The sequence below is a fragment of the Ornithinimicrobium tianjinense genome, from assembly GCF_014636495.1.
GTDB classification, from domain to species: Bacteria; Actinomycetota; Actinomycetes; order Actinomycetales; family Dermatophilaceae; genus Ornithinicoccus; species Ornithinicoccus tianjinensis.
Genome location: NZ_BMEM01000001.1, coordinates 149,053 through 164,538, shown reverse-complemented (window position 1 = coordinate 164,538; position 15,486 = coordinate 149,053). Strand labels below are relative to the sequence as shown.

The 15,486-nt window shown below is 72.9% G+C and carries 13 protein-coding genes and 1 tRNA gene; 3 read left to right on the top strand and 11 right to left on the bottom strand.

Annotation, left to right across the window (positions count from 1 at the left end):
• Position 1 precedes the first annotated feature (1 nt).
• The 5 genes from ftsH to IEV65_RS00720 all read right to left on the bottom strand — a co-directional run bounded on the left by ftsH (position 2) and on the right by IEV65_RS00720 (position 6,605).
• Positions 2-2,044, bottom strand: coding sequence for an ATP-dependent zinc metalloprotease FtsH (ftsH, locus tag IEV65_RS00740; protein WP_371870144.1), 2,043 nt, complete (start codon positions 2,042-2,044; stop codon positions 2-4).
• Positions 2,045-2,204: 160 nt separating this feature from the next.
• Positions 2,205-2,762, bottom strand: coding sequence for a hypoxanthine phosphoribosyltransferase (gene hpt / locus IEV65_RS00735; protein WP_188427720.1), 558 nt, complete (start codon positions 2,760-2,762; stop codon positions 2,205-2,207).
• A gap of 3 nt (positions 2,763-2,765) precedes the next feature.
• Positions 2,766-3,917 (bottom strand): tRNA lysidine(34) synthetase TilS, encoded by a 1,152-nt coding sequence (gene tilS, locus IEV65_RS00730; protein WP_188427719.1) that lies wholly within the window; start codon positions 3,915-3,917, stop codon positions 2,766-2,768.
• Between the two features lie 3 nt (positions 3,918-3,920).
• Positions 3,921-5,093: an Rv3626c family coenzyme F420 biosynthesis-associated protein gene (locus IEV65_RS00725; RefSeq protein WP_188427718.1), complete on the bottom strand. Its 1,173-nt coding sequence runs from the start codon at positions 5,091-5,093 to the stop codon at positions 3,921-3,923.
• Positions 5,094-5,141: 48 nt separating this feature from the next.
• Positions 5,142-6,605 carry a D-alanyl-D-alanine carboxypeptidase/D-alanyl-D-alanine-endopeptidase gene (locus IEV65_RS00720; RefSeq protein ID WP_229734761.1) on the bottom strand — a complete coding sequence of 488 codons (1,464 nt, stop codon included), beginning with the start codon at positions 6,603-6,605 and terminating at the stop codon, positions 5,142-5,144.
• Between the two features lie 104 nt (positions 6,606-6,709).
• On the opposite strand from IEV65_RS00720, the gene IEV65_RS00715 reads away from it, so the two are divergent.
• Together IEV65_RS00715 and IEV65_RS00710 are read left to right on the top strand one after the other, a co-directional pair.
• The gene (locus IEV65_RS00715; protein WP_188427716.1) at positions 6,710-7,234 is read left to right on the top strand and encodes an inorganic diphosphatase; all 525 of its coding nucleotides are present in this window, start codon (positions 6,710-6,712) and stop codon (positions 7,232-7,234) included.
• A gap of 235 nt (positions 7,235-7,469) precedes the next feature.
• Complete coding sequence (locus IEV65_RS00710) at positions 7,470-9,002, top strand: DUF3352 domain-containing protein (RefSeq protein WP_188427715.1); 1,533 nt, start codon at positions 7,470-7,472, stop codon at positions 9,000-9,002.
• 53 nt (positions 9,003-9,055) lie between these two features.
• Here IEV65_RS00710 and IEV65_RS00705 read toward each other — a convergent pair.
• From IEV65_RS00705 to IEV65_RS00680, 6 genes are all read right to left on the bottom strand, one after another.
• Positions 9,056-9,129: transfer RNA gene (locus IEV65_RS00705), tRNA-Thr, on the bottom strand.
• 72 nt (positions 9,130-9,201) lie between these two features.
• Positions 9,202-10,785, bottom strand: a complete 1,584-nt coding sequence (locus IEV65_RS00700; protein ID WP_229734760.1) for an alpha/beta hydrolase — start codon at positions 10,783-10,785, stop codon at positions 9,202-9,204.
• Between the two features lie 29 nt (positions 10,786-10,814).
• The gene (locus IEV65_RS00695) at positions 10,815-12,005 is read right to left on the bottom strand and encodes a DNA polymerase III subunit delta' (RefSeq protein ID WP_188427714.1); all 1,191 of its coding nucleotides are present in this window, start codon (positions 12,003-12,005) and stop codon (positions 10,815-10,817) included.
• Positions 12,002-12,667 (bottom strand): dTMP kinase, encoded by a 666-nt coding sequence (gene tmk / locus IEV65_RS00690; RefSeq protein WP_188427713.1) that lies wholly within the window; start codon positions 12,665-12,667, stop codon positions 12,002-12,004. The genes IEV65_RS00695 and tmk overlap by 4 nt, the downstream gene beginning before the upstream one ends.
• 51 nt (positions 12,668-12,718) lie before the next feature.
• On the bottom strand, positions 12,719-13,498 hold the full coding sequence (locus tag IEV65_RS00685; protein ID WP_371870143.1) for a MerR family transcriptional regulator: 780 nt from the start codon (positions 13,496-13,498) through the stop codon (positions 12,719-12,721).
• A 34-nt stretch (positions 13,499-13,532) separates the two neighbouring features.
• Positions 13,533-14,075 (bottom strand): Lrp/AsnC family transcriptional regulator, encoded by a 543-nt coding sequence (locus IEV65_RS00680; RefSeq protein ID WP_229734759.1) that lies wholly within the window; start codon positions 14,073-14,075, stop codon positions 13,533-13,535.
• Positions 14,076-14,210: 135 nt separating this feature from the next.
• Here IEV65_RS00680 and IEV65_RS00675 point away from each other — a divergent pair, with 135 nt between their 5' ends.
• A complete protein-coding gene (locus IEV65_RS00675; protein ID WP_188427712.1) occupies positions 14,211-15,389 on the top strand; it encodes a trans-sulfuration enzyme family protein in 1,179 nt (392 codons plus the stop codon).
• Positions 15,390-15,486 lie beyond the last annotated feature (97 nt).

Below are 15,486 nucleotides of genomic sequence, written 5' to 3'. Positions count from 1 at the left end.
CTCAGTGGTTGTCCGGCTCGACATACCCACCGTCCGGCACCTCGATCGTCTTGACGGGCGGGTGCTCCTCACCGTCGTCCTCGAGCGGGTTGTGCCCGTTGGCCATCGCCCGCTTCTCCGCCTCGGTCAGCACCGGGCCGGAGTCGTGGATGCCGCGCGCGTCCGAGGAGAGCCACACCGGCCGGACCGGGCGCCGGCGCACGTCCTTGAAGATCTCGGCGATCGCCTCGGCGTTGAGCGTCTCCTTCTCGAGCAGCTCCAGCACCAGCGCGTCGAGGATGTCCCGGTTGTCGTTGAGGGCGTGCCACGCCTCGTCGTGCGCGGCCTCGATCAGGCGGCGCACCTCCTGGTCCACGACGCCCGCGAGGTTCTCGGAGTAGTCCCGCTCGTGGCCCATGTCGCGGCCGAGGAAGACCTCGCCCCCGCCCGAGCCGAGCTTGACCGCGCCGACGCGCTCCGACATACCGAACTGGGTGACCATCTTGCGGGCCAGGTTGGTGGCCTTCTCGATGTCGTTGGCCGCGCCCGTGGTCGGGTCGTGGAAGACCATCTCCTCGGCCACCCGTCCGCCGAGGGCGTAGGAGAGCTGGTCGAGCAGCTCGTTGCGGGTGGTGGAGTACTTGTCGTCCGCCGGCAGCACCATGGTGTAGCCGAGCGCGCGCCCCCGCGGCAGGATCGTCACCTTGCTCACCGGGTCGGTGTGGTTCATCGCCGCGGCGACGAGCGCGTGACCGCCCTCGTGGTAGGCGGTGATCTTCTTCTCCTTGGCGCTCATCACGCGGGTCCGCTTCTGCGGTCCGGCCATGACGCGGTCGATCGCCTCGTCGAGGTCGACGTCGGTGATGACGCGCTCGTTCTTGCGCGCCGCCAGCAGCGCGGCCTCGTTGAGGACGTTGGCCAGGTCGGCGCCGGAGAAGCCGGGGGTGCGGCGGGCGATCGCCATCAGGTCGACGCCCTCGGCGAGCGGCTTGCCCTTGCCGTGCACCTGCAGGATGTGCAGGCGGCCCAGCATGTCGGGAGCCTCCACGGCGATCTGCCGGTCGAAGCGGCCGGGCCGCAGCAGCGCCGGGTCGAGAATGTCGGGGCGGTTGGTCGCCGCGATGAGGATGACGTTGGTCTTGACGTCGAAGCCGTCCATCTCGACGAGGAGCTGGTTGAGCGTCTGCTCGCGCTCGTCGTGGCCACCGCCGAGCCCCGCCCCCCGGTGCCGGCCCACGGCGTCGATCTCGTCGACGAAGATGATCGCCGGGGCGTTCTCCTTGGCCTGCTCGAAGAGGTCGCGCACACGCGAGGCGCCGACACCGACGAACATCTCGACGAAGTCCGAGCCGGAGATCGAGTAGAACGGCACGCCCGCCTCACCGGCGACGGCGCGCGCGAGCAGCGTCTTGCCGGTGCCGGGCGGGCCGTAGAGCAGCACGCCCTTGGGGATCTTGGCACCGACCTCGAGAAACTTGCGCGGCTCGGCGAGGAACTCCTTGATCTCCTGCAGCTCCTCGACGGCCTCGTCCGCGCCGGCGACGTCAGCGAAGGTGACCTTCGGCATGTCCTTGCTGGCCAGCTTGGCCTTGGACTTGCCGAACTGCATGACCCCGCGACCGCCGCCCTGCATCCGGGTCATCAGCCACAGGAAGAGCCCGAGCACCAGCAGGAGCGGCAGGAAGTTCGCGAGCAGCGAGACGAAGAAGTTGGGGCCGGAGGTGTCGTCGGTCCAGCCGTCGGTGGGCGGGTTCTGGTCGAGCGTCTCGATGATCTGCGGACCGCGGGCGCTGACGTAGTAGGCCTGCACCTTGCTCGTCTCGCGCACGCCCTCGGAGGAGTAGGTCTCCCCCTCCTTGAGGGTGAGGTCCATCCGGTCGTCGGTGATCGTCGCCTCGGCGACCTTGTCGCTCCGGATGAGCTCGAGGGCGTCGGCGGTGTCGATGCGGCTGTAGCCGGAGGAGTTCAGCAGCGAGAACCACAGGATGCCCAGGCCGAGGAAGACAAAGATCCACATCCACGGACTGGGCTTGGGCCGGGCGCGGCCCGTCTTGGTATTGCTCATGTCTGGCGCGTCGGGGGCGGCACCGGCGACGGCGCTGCCCCGCTCCTCCTGATCGTTCTTAGGGCTGGGTCTTCCTGCCCGACAACGTCCGGCAGAGATTCAGTGTTCCAGGGTATGCCGTGGCCGCGCTGCGCTCCCTGCGCCGGCCGCAGCGATCGGCTCAGCTGTAGACGTGGGGCGCCAGGGTGCCGATGACGCGCAGGTTGCGGTACTTCTCGTCGTAGTCCAGCCCGTAGCCGACGACGAACGCCGGCGGGATGTCGAAGCCGACGTACCTGGTGTCGACCTCGACCTTGGCCGCCTCGGGCTTGCGCAGCAGCGTGCAGATCTCGACCGACCTCGCGCCGCGTGACTCCAGGTTGGTCCGGATCCAGTTGAGGGTCAGGCCCGAGTCGATGATGTCCTCGACGATGAGCACGTGCTTGTCCGTGATGTCGGTGTCGAGATCCTTGAGGATCCGGACGACGCCGCTGGACTTGGTCCCCGAGCCGTAGCTGGACACCGCCATCCAGTCCATCGCGGCGGAGCCGGGCAGCGCCCGCATGAAGTCGGCCATCACCATGACGGCGCCCTTGAGCACCCCGACGAGGAGCAGGTCGTCGTGCTTGCCGTCGTAGTCGGCCCAGACCTGCTGCGCCAGCTCGCCCAGCCGCTGCTGGATCTGCTCCTCGGTGAACAGGACGTTCTCCAGGTCGGCACCCATGTGCTCGGCGTCCACGCGCTACTCCTCGGTGTTGGGGGTCAGGTCCGTCTCGGCCCGCGGACCCATTGTGCTCATCCGCGGCCCGGAGAGCCACACGCGCCCCTGCGTGCGGCCCGCCCGGACACCGCCGGGCAGGTGCACGGGCCCCTGCCCGCGCCAGGCCGTGACGAGGGCGTCCACCCCGAGCAGGTGCTCCGAGGTCAGGTCGGTGCCGGGGCTGCCGGCCGCGAGCGCCAGGCGGCGCCAGAGCCGCGTCCGCACCGCACGCGGGTGCCGCAGCACCTCCGTCACCTCCCACGGTCCGTCCCCGAGCTCGCGGTATGCCGTCCCGCTCACCTCGTCGAGGGCGTCGGCGTCGTCGCGCAGCAGGTCCGCGCTCCGCGCGAGACCGGCGGCGAGCCCCGGCCCGAGGTCGGCCTCGAGGTCGGAGAGGGCCCGCCGGGCGCGGACCCGGGTGAACCTCGGGTCCTCGTTGTGCGGGTCCTGCCACGGCGTGAGCCCCAGGTCCGCGCAGGCGCGGGCGGTCTGGGCCCGGGGCGTGCCCAGCAGCGGCCGCACCAGCAGCACCCCACCTGCGGCGCCCTCCGCCGCGACCGCCCCCTCCCCCACCGGACGCGTGAAGGGGTCGTCCTCAGCACCACCGAGCGCGCGACGTGGTGGCATCCCCGCCAGCGAGCGCGCCCCGGACCCCCGGACGAGCCCCAGGAGCACCTGCTCGGCCTGGTCGTCGCGGGTGTGCCCGAGCAGGACCGCAGCCGCGCCGAGGTGGTGCGCGCGGGCGACGAGCGCGGCATACCGGGCCTCGCGCGCAGCGCCCTCCGGGCCCTCGGCCGAGGCGGCCACGGAGACGGGGACCACGTCGACGGGGCTCAGCCCGAGGTCTCGGCACGCACGGGCCGCCTCCGACGCGACCTGGGCCGAGCCGGGCTGGAGCCCGTGGTCGACGACGACCGCGCCGGCCCGCAGCCCGAGGCGCGGGGCGACGAACGCCGTCGCGGCCGCGAGCGCCAGGGAGTCCGCGCCGCCGGAGCAGGCGACGAGCAGCAGCGCGGCGTCCGCCCCGGGGGACTCCCCGGGGCGCCAGGTGCGCGCGTCCGCGACGCCGGCCGCCACGAGGGCGTCGCGCACCGCGGACCGGACGTGCGCGACAGCTGCCGGAGGACCGGGCACGGGTCAGCCGTGCACGCGGGCGACCCACGTCTGCGGGTCGGTGATCTCGGTTGGGCGCGGCAGGGTCTCGGGCGAGGTCCACACCGCGTTGAACCCGTCCACGCCCACGCGGTCGACGACGGCGCGGACGAAGACGGCACCGTCGCGGTACTGCCGCATCTTGGCCTCCATCCCGAGCAGGCGCCGCAGGATCTTGTCGACGTTGCCGGCCCCCTTGCGGCGCTCGGTGAAGCGGCGGCGGATCTCGGCGACCGAGGGGATCACCTGCGGGCCGACCTCGTCCATGACGACGTCCGCATGCCCCTCGAGAAGGGACATCACGGCGGTGACCTCGGCGAGCTGCGCGCGCTGCTCCGGCGTGGCGACGACCTGGGTGATGTCGGTCTCGCCGCGCAGGACGCCGGGCAGCTGGCTGACGATGTCGAGCAGCCGCTGCGACATCTGGTCGGGCTCGGGCAGGATCTGCGTGCCGACCGCGCGAGCCTGGGCGATCACATGCTCGCGCAGCCACGGCACCGCCGTGAACTGCACGCGGTGCGTCTCCTCGTGCATGGCCACCCAGAGGCGGAAGTCGGTCGGGTCGACGTCCAGCTCACGCTCGGCGTGGAGGATGTTCGGCGCCACGAACATCAGGCGCGGGGTGCCCTGCGGCGCGAGGTCGTACTGGCCGAGCACCTTGGTCGACACCCACGAGAGCATGCCCGCGACCTCGGTCCCGGTGATGGTCGAGCCGACCCGCTGCGCGGTCGCGCCGAGCTCCGGCAGCTCCTTGCCGCGCGCCTGCGCCCTTGCCCGGTCGGCCTCGCGCTTCTTCGCGACGACGTCGTCCAGGACGGGACCGAGCATCGCGCCCATGGAGGCCGCGTTGGCGCGGATCCACCCGGGACGGTCGACGATCATGGCCGGCGGGGTGCCCGGGGGAGTCTCCATGCGGGCGGTCTCGGCGACGGGCTGGACCGCCCGCCCGGCCGCCGTGCGGAGCTCGGCCACCAGGCCCTCCACCTCGCCGCGGGCGGCGCGCGGCCCCGGGGGCACCAGGCGGCTCGCCGCTGTCGCCGCCAGCCGCCAGTCGACGAGGCCGCTCCCGCGCAGGGGGTCGGGCCGGTCGGTCGTGGGGTCGGGCCGGTCGGTCGTGGGGTCGGGTGCGTCGTCCGTGGTCCCGGGCGTCTGCGTCATGACCCCGACGGTATGCCGTGTCGCCCGGCCGTGCCTGCTGCGGCCCCCTCAGCAGCCGCAGCGCGCGAGCTGGGCCACGACCTCGTCGAGCGAGGAACGAGCCTCGAGGACGGCGCCGTCCTCGCCGATCCGGTCGGCGGTCATGGCGTAGACGAGCAGCCGCCCGTCCTCGGTCACCACCGTCCCGGCGAGGGAGGTGACGTTGGGCAGGGAGCCGGTCTTGGCCCGGGCGTTGCCCACGGCGGCGTCGTGGACCGGCAGGTGGAAGCGTTCCTCGAGCGTGCCGGTGAGTCCGGCGATGGGGAGCCCGCCCGCAGCCAGCACCGACTGCAGGGCCGGGTGGGACCCGTCGGCTCCGGCGACCAGCACGTCGGCGACGACGGAGACGGGGATGCGCGTGCCTTCCGACAGGCCGCTCGCGTCGGCCAGCTCCACACCCGTGGTGTCGATCGCGTAGCCGCTCTCGAGGACCCCCAGGATCCAGGTGGAGACGGAGCTGCGGTCCACGGGCCGGCCCTGCGCGGCGGCGGCCTGACGCGCCAGCTGCTCGACCATCGCGTTGTCGCTCGTGGCCAGGGCGAGCGCGAGGACGTCGCGCAGCGGCGCGGACGTGCCCGAGGCGAGCTCGGCGGCGTCGGCCGGGACGCTCACGACCTCGGCCTCCGCCTTGGCGCTGCCGGTGACCTCGACCCCGCGCTCCTCGAGGGCGGCCCGGAACGCGCGGGCCACCTCCTGCGGCGGGTCCGCGGGCGACGGCGCCTGGGGAAGCGCGACGTCCTCCGCCAGCCCGAGCTGGACGACCCGGCCGGTGTAGCCCTCGGAGACCCAGAAGTCGGTCCAGCTGTCGAGGACGTCAGGCCCCGCGACGTGGTCGAGGTCGAGCTGGACGGAGACCGGCCCCGTGACGCCCTGCTCCTGCAGCGCCCGGGCGGCCTGGGACGCCAGGTCGGCGACCCCGACCCGGCCGGCGACCGCCTCGGGGTCCCCCTCGCCCCTGGCCAGCAGCATGTCGCCGCCGGCGACCACCACCACCTCCTGCGGGCTGGCGCCCGCCACCACGCGGGTGGTGAAGGTCGTCTCGGGCGGGAGACCGGTCACGATCGCGGCGGCCGAGAGCAGCTTGGTCGTCGAGGCAGGGGTCACGCGGAGGTCGGCGTTGCGCTCCACCAGCACCTCACCGGTCAGCGCGTCGCGGATCTCGACCGCGCGCCGGTCCGCCGGGCCGAGCCAGTCGCTCGCGAGCTCGTCGGAGACCGCCTCGGTGACCGACGCCGCCGAGGGCGTCACCCCGTCGGCCACCTGCCCCAACGGAGACGTCAGGCCGCGGATCTTGGGGCGGGCGTCGGCCTGGCTCGTGGGAGTCGCGGTCGCAGTCGCGGTCGCGGTCGCGGTCGCGGCGTCCTCGGTGACGGCCGACGTGGCCAGCGCACCAGGTGCTCCGGCGAGGAGAAGGGCGGACAGCGCCAGGGGCGCCACGGCATACCTGAAGGGGCGGGCGCGCCTGCACGGCACGGGTTCACGCACCACGTCGTGCAGACCTCCGTCACGGATCGGGTCGGAAATAATGGAACACTGGGTCCCAGAGCCTAGCCGTCCGCCGACGAGGAGAGACCAGCATGCAGTTCGACGTCACCATCGAGATCCCCCAGGGCAGCCGCAACAAGTACGAGGTCGACCACGCCACCGGGCGCATCCGCCTGGACCGGATGCTGTTCACCGCGACGCGCTACCCGGCCGACTACGGCTACATCGAGGAGACCCTCGGCGAGGACGGCGACCCCCTGGACGCCCTGGTCCTGCTCGACGAGCCCACCTGGCCCGGCTGCCTGGTGGCGGCCCGCCCGATCGGCATGTTCCACATGCGTGACGAGGCCGGCGGTGACGACAAGATCATCTGCGTGCCCGCCGACGACCCGCGCAAGGGCGGCATCCGCGACCTGGAGCACATCGGCGAGCACACCCGCCTGGAGATCCAGCACTTCTTCGAGGTCTACAAGGACCTCGAGCCGGGCAAGTCCGTCGAGGGCGCCCACTGGGCCGGTCGCGAGGACGCCGAGCGCGTCTACCGCGAGGCCGTGCAGCGTGCCAAGGACGCCGGCGTCACCACGGCCCGCTGGCCGATGCCGCACCAGGGTCACTGACCCCGCGCGGGAGCCGCAACACCGGGCGCCCCCGCGACACAGAAACCTCACGACGCCCCGGAACCGCGCGGTCCGGGGCGTCGGCCATGCTGCCGAGCAGGCGCGTGGTCCTGTCAGACGGGAGGACTACTGTGTGGCACAGACGTCGCCGTCGGGCGACGCACGAGGTGCGGGGTAGGGCCCGCCAGATCGGGGCATGGTGATGACAACTGTGGAACAGGCACCGGGTGGAGACGTGACCGAGCCCGGGCGCGGGGGGAAGGGCTGGCTGATGGCCGGGCTGGGGGTCGGCGCGGCGCTGGTCATCGGCGGCGGCGCGTATGCCGCGGTCCAGTTCCTGGGCTCTGACGAGGCGCAGCCGGAGTCGGTGCTGCCGGCGAGCGCCGCGGTCTACCTGCGGGTCGACGTGGACCCCTCGGTGGGTCAGAAGGTCGCGGCGGTGCGCTTCTTCCAGGGCCTGGACCCGGAGCTGCAGGCGGCGCTGGAGTCCGGGGAGTGGCGGGAGTACGTCTGGGACACCCTGGAGAAGGACGGCAAGGCGCCCGCAGGGCTCGACTACGCCACGGACGTGGAGCCCTGGCTGGGTGACCGGGCCGGGGTGGCCGTCGTGCCCGACGGCGACGAGAAGCCGCTCGTGGCCATCGCCCTGCAGGTCAAGGACGGGGACAAGGCGCTCGCCTCCCTCGACAAGATCACGGCGTCCCAGGCTGACCAGCCCGAGGATGAGCAGGTCGAGTACTACCTCGACGGCGACTACGTGATCCTGACCCAGGTGGGCCAGGCGGACAAGGTCAAGGCTGCTGCCGAGCAGGGCACCCTGGACGAGCAGGACGCCTTCACCGACGACATGGACGAGCTCGGCGACCCGGGCGTCGCGTCCTTCTGGGTCGACATGGCCAAGGCCGCCGAGATCGACACGGGTGCCCTGGAGGAGGCGGCCGCCGCCGCCGGTGGCGCACCCTCCGCAGTCACGAGCGAGCTGACCGACGAGCAGAAGGCGCTGCTCTCCGGCCGGACCGCGGGCGCGCTGCGGCTGAGCGCGGACGCCGTGGAGATCCACGGTCTCTCGCGCGGCAACGACGCGATGACGATGCCCACGGGCGAGTCCGCCCACCTGGTGCTCGACCTGCCGGCCGACACCAAGGCGGCGTTCTCCCTGGAGAACGGCGCGGACTGGGTGCAGGCGGCGTGGGACCTCTACGACTCGATCGACCCGCAGATCACCCAGGAGCTGTCCGCGCAGGCCTCCGAGCAGGGCTTCACGCTGCCGGACGACCTCAAGACCGTCCTCGGTGACTCGATGGCGCTCGCCGTGGGCCCGGGCATGGTGGAGGCGGTCGACGCGATGAGCGGGACCGAGGCCATCGCCCTGCCCGAGCTCCCCGTGGCCTACCGCGTCCAGACGGACACGACCGCGGTCAACACCCTGCTGGAGGGCTTCGGCCTGCCGCCCACGATGCTCGCGCAGCGCACCGACGAGGGCGTGCTCACCGTCGGCCTCTACCAGGCCTTCGTCGACGGCCTCGTCGAGACGGAGGGGCGCCTCGCCGACCAGGAGGCCTTCACGGCCACCGTCGCCGACGCCGACGAGGCCGACCAGCTGCTCTTCGTCGACGTGTCGGAGTACGAGGACCTCTACCTGCCCGAGGTCACCGACGAGAAGGCCCGCGCCGCGCTGGAGAAGCTGCGCGCCGTGGGCTGGTCGACGGTCGTGACCGGCGCGGACGAGAGCCGGTTCACGATGCGCTTCGTCGCCGACGAGGAGTAGGCCGAGCACGCACGAGGCCCCAGCCACCGAGAGGGTGGCTGGGGCCTTGTCGGAGCCGCCTAAGGGAATCGAACCCTTGACCTATTCATTACGAGTGAATCGCTCTGGCCGACTGAGCTAAGGCGGCGTGCTGCCTGCGGGGCAGACAACCTCAGCGAGGATACCCGATCCGCGACAGCGGCCCCAAACCCGCGCGGGCCTAGCAGCGCCGGCCGTCCTCGGGGACGGTCCCGTCGACGAGATAGGCGTCCACGGTCGAGTCGATGCAGTCGTTGGAGCGGCCGTAGGCCGTGTGCCCGTCACCGTCGTAGGTCAGCAGCACGCCGGAGTCCAGCACCTCGGCCAGGCTCTCCGCCCACTCGTAGGGCGTGGCCGGGTCGCGGGTGGTGCCGATGACGAGGATCGGCGCCGCGCCCTCGGCCGAGAAGTCGTCCAGCTCCTCCGAGGCGGTCACCGGCCAGTAGTCGCACGGGCTCGCGCCGCCGAGGAAGCGACCCCACGTGGGGGCGACCTCCGTGATCTCGGCGAGACGCTCCTGCGGCGTGGGTTGCTCGGCGCGCTCGCTCTCGGGCACCAGGCAGCCGATCGCCTGGAAGGCCTCCATCATGTTCGACCCGTAGGTGCCGTCGCTGTGCCGGCTCGCGTAGGCGTTGGCGAGGAACATCAGCACGGTCCCGTTGCCGTCGAAGGCCGCCTCCAGGGCCTGGGTGAGGACCGGCCAGCTGGACTCGTCATACATCGCGACGGCGATGCCGTAGGACGCCCAGCCCTCGGTGAGCTCGGTGACCTCGTCACCCTGCACCGGGAGCGGGTCGGCGTCCAGCTCCTCCAGCAGGCCGCTGATCCGGGCCAGCCCGGAGTCGAGGTCGTCACCGAGCGGGCAGCTGCCCTGGGCCACGCAGTCCTCGACGTAGGCGCGGGTCGCGCGCTCGAACCCCTCGGCCTGGCCCTTGGCGCCCTCGGCGCCCTGGAGGGTCGGGTCCACCGCGCCGTCGAGCACGAAGCGGCCGACCTTGTCGGGGAAGAGGTTGGCGTAGACGGTGCCGAGGTAGGTGCCGTAGGAGGCGCCCACGTAGGTCATCGTCTCCTCACCCAGGGCGGCACGCAGGACGTCCATGTCGCGGGCCGCCTCGATGGTGGACAGGTGCGGGGCCAGCTCGGGGGCGTTGGTCACGCAGCCCTTGCCGAAGCCCTTGAGGATCTCCTCCTCGGCGGCGGTCTCGGCCGGGTCGTCCGGAGTGAGGTCGTGGCCGAGGAAGGTGCTCAGGTCGTCGTCGCTCAGGCAGTCGATCGGCGCCGAGCGCCCCACTCCGCGCGGGTCGAAGCCGACGATGTCGTAGGCCGCGCGCACGTCCTTGGAGAACACCGCGCCGGCGGACATCGCGTAGTCGACACCGCTGGCGCCGGGCCCGCCGGGGTTGACCAGCAGCGCGCCGCGGCTCTCGCCCTTGGCCGCCGAGCGCAGCACGGCGATCTCGATGGTCGCCCCGTCCGGCTCGGCGTAGTCGATCGGCACCTCCAGCGTCGTGCACTCGAAGAGGCTCTCGCAGCTGGTCCACTCCAGCTCCTGGGAGTAGAACCTCTCGAGGCCTTCAGGAGCCTCCTCGGCGACCGGGGTCGAGGTCGCCACGGCGGTCCCCCCGGCCCATCCGTCGGTCGTGGTGCTCGAGGCACCGTCTGCGTCGTCGCCGTCCGACCCGCCGAGCGAGCAGCCGGCGAGCAGCGTCAGGGACAGCAGCGTGGCGGCCGCCGCCGGCGCCCTGAGGGTATGCAGTGTGGCCACGTGGGTGGCCCCCTTTCGGTGGGAGGTCGTCAGGCGTGCAGGCCGGGCCGGGCGTGCCCCACGCCGGGTCCGGAGGTCGGGATCGTGAGGCCGATCATCATGGCCTCGAGGACGAGGAGCGGCGCGCCGTTGGCGATGAGGCGCTGGCGGGCCAGCCCGATGGTCTCCAGCGCCTCCAGCAGACCGTCCTGGCTGAAGGCGCGCGCCAGCCGGCCGATCGCGTCCGGCTCGCTGGCGTTGACCAGCTCGACCCGCGCGCCGGAGGAGACGAGCAGGGCGTCGCGGTAGACCGAGGCGAGGTCCGTCAGCGCCGCGTCGATGCTGTCGTGCTGCTGGCGCTTGGTCTGGCGCTTCTGGCGGGCCTCCAGGTCGCGCAGGTGCGTGCGGACCGCGGGCGGCTGGACACGGGCGGCGGGGTCGGCCCCGAGCTGCTCCAGCAGCGCCCTCCGCTCGGCCTCGTGGCGGTCGGAGGAGACCGACTCGGCCCCCTCACCGGCCTCGCTCACGAGATCCTGGGCGGCGTTGAGCGCGGCCCCGAGGCTCGTGAGGCGCAGCGGGATCGAGGTCACCTCGCGCCGCCGGGCCCGGGCGTGCTCGTCGGTGGCGAGCCGACGCGCGATGCCGATGTGGCTCTGGGCCGCCCGCGCGGCGTGGTAGGCCATCGACGGGTCGATGCCGTCACGCTCGATGAGCAGGTCGGCCACCGCCGAGACCGGCGGTGTGCCCAGCCGCAGGTGCCGGCAGCGGGAGCGCACGGTCACGATGAGGTCCTCGAGGGAGGGTGCGCAGAGGATCCAGACCGTCCGCGGCGGCGGCTCCTCGAGCGACTTCAGGAGGGCGTCGGCCGCCTGCTCGGTGAAGCGGTCGGCGTCCTCGACGACGATGACCCGCCAGCGCCCCAGGGTCGGCCGTGCCTGCGCGTCGACCGCCAGGTCCCGGGCCGCCTCGACCTTGATGAAGGTCTCGGTCGTCGTGACCACCTGCACGTCGGGATGGCTGCCGGCCATGGCGGTGCGGCACGCCTGGCACTGCCCGCAGCCGGGGTCGTCGACCCGCTCGCACTGCAGCGCTGCGGCGAACGCCCGCGCCGCCACCGAGCGACCGGAGCCGGGCGGCCCGGTGACGAGCCACGCGTGCGTCATGGCGCCCGGGGTGGTGAGGGTCCGTCGCAGCGTCGCGACGACCTGCTGCTGGCCCACCAGCTGGTCGAAGACGCTCATCGCAGCGCCCCCAGCAGCTCACCCACGCGGGCGGCGACGGTGGCCGCGATCTCCTCCGCGGGCCGGGTGGCGTCGACCACGAGGTAGCGACCCGGCTCGCGCGCAGCCAGGTCGAGGAAACCCCGCCGGACCCGGTCGTGGAAGTCGTCGGCCTCGCGCTCGAGCCGGTCGTGGACCTCGCCGCGCCGCTCCCGCCCGAGCTCGGCGGGGACGTCGAGCAGCACGGTCAGGTCGGGGACCAGACCCTCCACCGCCCACAGCGACAGCTCGCGCACCTCCTCGTGGCCCAGGGCCCGGGCGGCGCCCTGGTAGGCGACCGAGGAGTCGAGGTAGCGGTCGGTGAGCACGACCTCGCCCTGCTCCAGCGCAGGTCGCACGAGCGAGGCGACGTGGTGGGCCCGGTCCGCGGCGAACAGCAGCGCCTCGGCGCGGGGGCTCACCGAGCCGTCCTCCCCGTGGAGCAGCAGCTCGCGGATCTGCCGACCGAGCTCCGTGCCACCGGGCTCGCGGGTGTGGCGCACGGCATACCCCTGCCGCTCGAGCCAGGCCCCGAGCAGACCGGACTGGGTGGACTTGCCGGCCCCGTCACCCCCCTCGAAGGCGACGAACAGACCCCGCCCGAGGCCGGGCGCACCGGGCTCGGGCGGGGTCTGCGAGGTCATGGCAGGAGCCTACGGGACGGGTATGACGTGCCCGTCCCGTCTGTGGACGGCTCAGCCGCGGGCGGCGTTGGCGACGACCGCGTCGCGGACGTACCGGGCCAGCCCCTCGTGGACGTCCTCGTAGGTCTTGGTGAAGCGCGGGTCGGCGACGTACATCTCGGCGATGCCGGCGTGCATCTGCCGCGGGCAGTCGTAGAACCAGCGACAGATGTGCTGCCTGGCCTCCTCGGCGGCGTCCATGGCCGCCTCGGAGTCGGCCGGCGTCCCGGCCTCGAGCAGCTCGACGAAACGCGCGTTGGTGGCGGCGCCCTCGTCCTTGATCTGCTGCCACTGCTCCTTGCTGTAGCTCTTGGCCCGGCGCTGGGACTGCGCCCACGCGTCGGTGCCGCCCCAGCGCTCCTCCGCCTCCTGGGCGTAGCGCTCGTCGAAGGTGTCGCCGAAGAGCTCCTTCTGCTCCTCACGGGTGATCTGGTAGTCGTTCATCTCTGCCTCCAAGGCCCTGTCGATGGCGCTGACGAGCCCGGTGAGCTCGGCCAGCCTGTCCGTGACCGCAGCCCGCTGCCGCCGCAGGTGCGCGACGACATCAGCCCCGCCGGTGAGCAGCTGCCCGATCTCCTCCAGCGGGAAGCCCAGCCGCCGGTAGACGACGACGTGCTGCAGCCGGCGCAGGTCCTCCTCGGTGTAGAGGCGGTAGCCGGCATGGCTGCGCTCCGACGGCACCACGAGGCCGATCTCGTCGTAGTGGTGCAGGGTGCGCACCGTCACGCCGAGCTCCTCGGCCACCTGGCCCACCGTCAGCAGCGTCTCGTCCATCAGCGGGTTCGCGGTCACGTCATCGACTGTGGGGCCTCACGCGGCGTGAGGGTCAAGCCGGGTTCGCGTCCTCGATCGGCGCCTCGTCCGCCGAGCCGCCCGGAGGCGGCGTCGGCAGCGTGATCGTGCCGCGACCGCGGAGGCTGTTGAAGATCAGGCTCGTCTCGGCGTGCAGGACGCCGGGGCGGTTGGTGAGGTGGTCGAGCACGAAGTCGCGCAGGGCGTCGGCCGACTCGCACGCCACGTGGACGTAGTAGTCGATCGCGCCGGAGACGTGGTAGGCCCCCAGCACGCCGGGCAGCTGGGGCACCTCGTCCGTGAACTCCTCGAAGTGGCTGCGCCGGTGACCGCCGAAGCGGACCGCGATCATCGCCTCGACCGGTCGGCCGACCGCCACCGGGTCGATGTCCGCGTGGATCCCGCGCACCACCCCGCGCTCGCGCAGCGACCGGACGCGGACCAGGCAGGTGGACTCGGCGATGCCCACCTCGCGGGCGAGCATCGCGTTGCTCATCCGACCGTCCTGCTCCAGCAGACGGACGAGCGCGAGGTCGGTCGGGTCGAGCGGCTTGTCGTCGCGAGGATTCTTCGGCATGGGCTCGAGTATGCCGTGCAGCGCCGCCCTTTCTGCACCCGGCGCGCGAGGCCAGAGGTGCCGAGCGTGACCCGAGCGCGCACCGCATACTTCGGCGATCTTGCTCTTGAAGCGCAGACTCTGCACCATATGCCTATGGATGCCGAGCGATTCAGCGTAGAGACCCGGGCCGTGCACGCAGGACGTGCTGATCTGACGGCGCTCGGCGTCCATGTCCCCCCGATCGACCTGTCGAGCACCTACCCGTTGCCGGACGTGGAGGCGGGCGGTGAGGCCTACGAGACGCTGGCGACCGGCCACGCCCGCCAGGAGGGCCAGTCAGCGGTCTACCAGCGGCTGTGGAACCCCACGGTCGCGCGCTTCGAGGAGGCGCTCGCGACCCTGGAGGGGGCGCAGACCTCCGTGGCGTTCGCCTCCGGCATGGCCGCGCTGACCGCGACCCTGCTCAGCTGCGTGGCCGCGGGCAGGCCCCACGTCGTCGCGGTCCGCCCGCTCTACGGCGGCAGCGACCACCTGCTCGCGACGGGGCTGCTGGGCACCCGGGTGACCTGGGCCGACGCCTCGGGCGTGGCCGACGCGATCGAGGCGGACACCGGCCTGGTCATCGTCGAGAGCCCGGCCAACCCGACCCTGGACCTCGTCGACCTGCGGGCCCTGTGCGAGCAGGCGGGCGAGGTGCCGGTGCTGGTCGACAACACGTTCGCGACCCCGGTGCTGCAGCGCCCGCTCGAGCTCGGCGCCAGCATCGTGCTGCACTCGGTGACGAAGTTCCTCGCCGGCCACGGCGACGTGCTCGGCGGCGTCGTCGCCACGTCCGAGGAGCTCGCCACCCGCATCCGGTCGGTGCGCGCGATCACCGGTGGCAGCCTGCACCCGCTGGCGGCCTACCTCGCGCACCGCGGGCTGCAGACGCTGCCGGTGCGGGTGGCCGCGCAGCAGGACTCGGCCCAGGTCGTCGCGCACTGGCTGGCCGAGCACGCGCACGTCGAGAAGGTGTTCTACCCCGGCCTCGAGGGCGGCGACCCGCTGGGCCTGATCGGCGAGCAGATGGCCGGTCCGGGTGCGGTGCTGGCCTTCGACCTGGGCTCCTACGAGCGCGCCGCGGCGGTCGCCCAGGGGTGCGAGCTCATCTCGCACGCGGTGTCGCTGGGTGGCGTCGACTCGCTCATCCAGCACCCCGCCGCCCTGACCCACCGGCCGGTGAGCGGCGACGCCAAGCCGGGAGCCGGCATCCTGCGCCTCTCGGTGGGTCTCGAGTCGCCCGAGGACCTCATCGCCGACCTGGGGAACGCGCTGGCCGCCGCCGGGGCGTGACCGCGCCCTGCAGCAAACGCCCGCAGCCCTCCCCGCACGACCTGGCCTGATCGCGCCCTGCAGCAACCGCGTTCCGCAGCCCTCCCCGCACGACCTG

Excerpts from the sequence above, each read along its gene's own strand:
- IEV65_RS00695 (WP_188427714.1), bottom strand. The coding sequence starts at position 12,005 with ATGAGCGTCTTCGACCAGCTGGTGGGCCAGCAGCAGGTCGTCGCGACG.
- tmk (WP_188427713.1), bottom strand. The coding sequence starts at position 12,667 with ATGACCTCGCAGACCCCGCCCGAGCCCGGTGCGCCCGGCCTCGGGCGG.
- ftsH (WP_371870144.1), bottom strand. The coding sequence starts at position 2,044 with ATGAGCAATACCAAGACGGGCCGCGCCCGGCCCAAGCCCAGTCCGTGG.
- IEV65_RS00680 (WP_229734759.1), bottom strand. The coding sequence starts at position 14,075 with ATGCCGAAGAATCCTCGCGACGACAAGCCGCTCGACCCGACCGACCTC.
- IEV65_RS00675 (WP_188427712.1), top strand. The coding sequence starts at position 14,211 with ATGGATGCCGAGCGATTCAGCGTAGAGACCCGGGCCGTGCACGCAGGA.
- IEV65_RS00715 (WP_188427716.1), top strand. The coding sequence starts at position 6,710 with ATGCAGTTCGACGTCACCATCGAGATCCCCCAGGGCAGCCGCAACAAG.
- IEV65_RS00725 (WP_188427718.1), bottom strand. The coding sequence starts at position 5,093 with ATGACGCAGACGCCCGGGACCACGGACGACGCACCCGACCCCACGACC.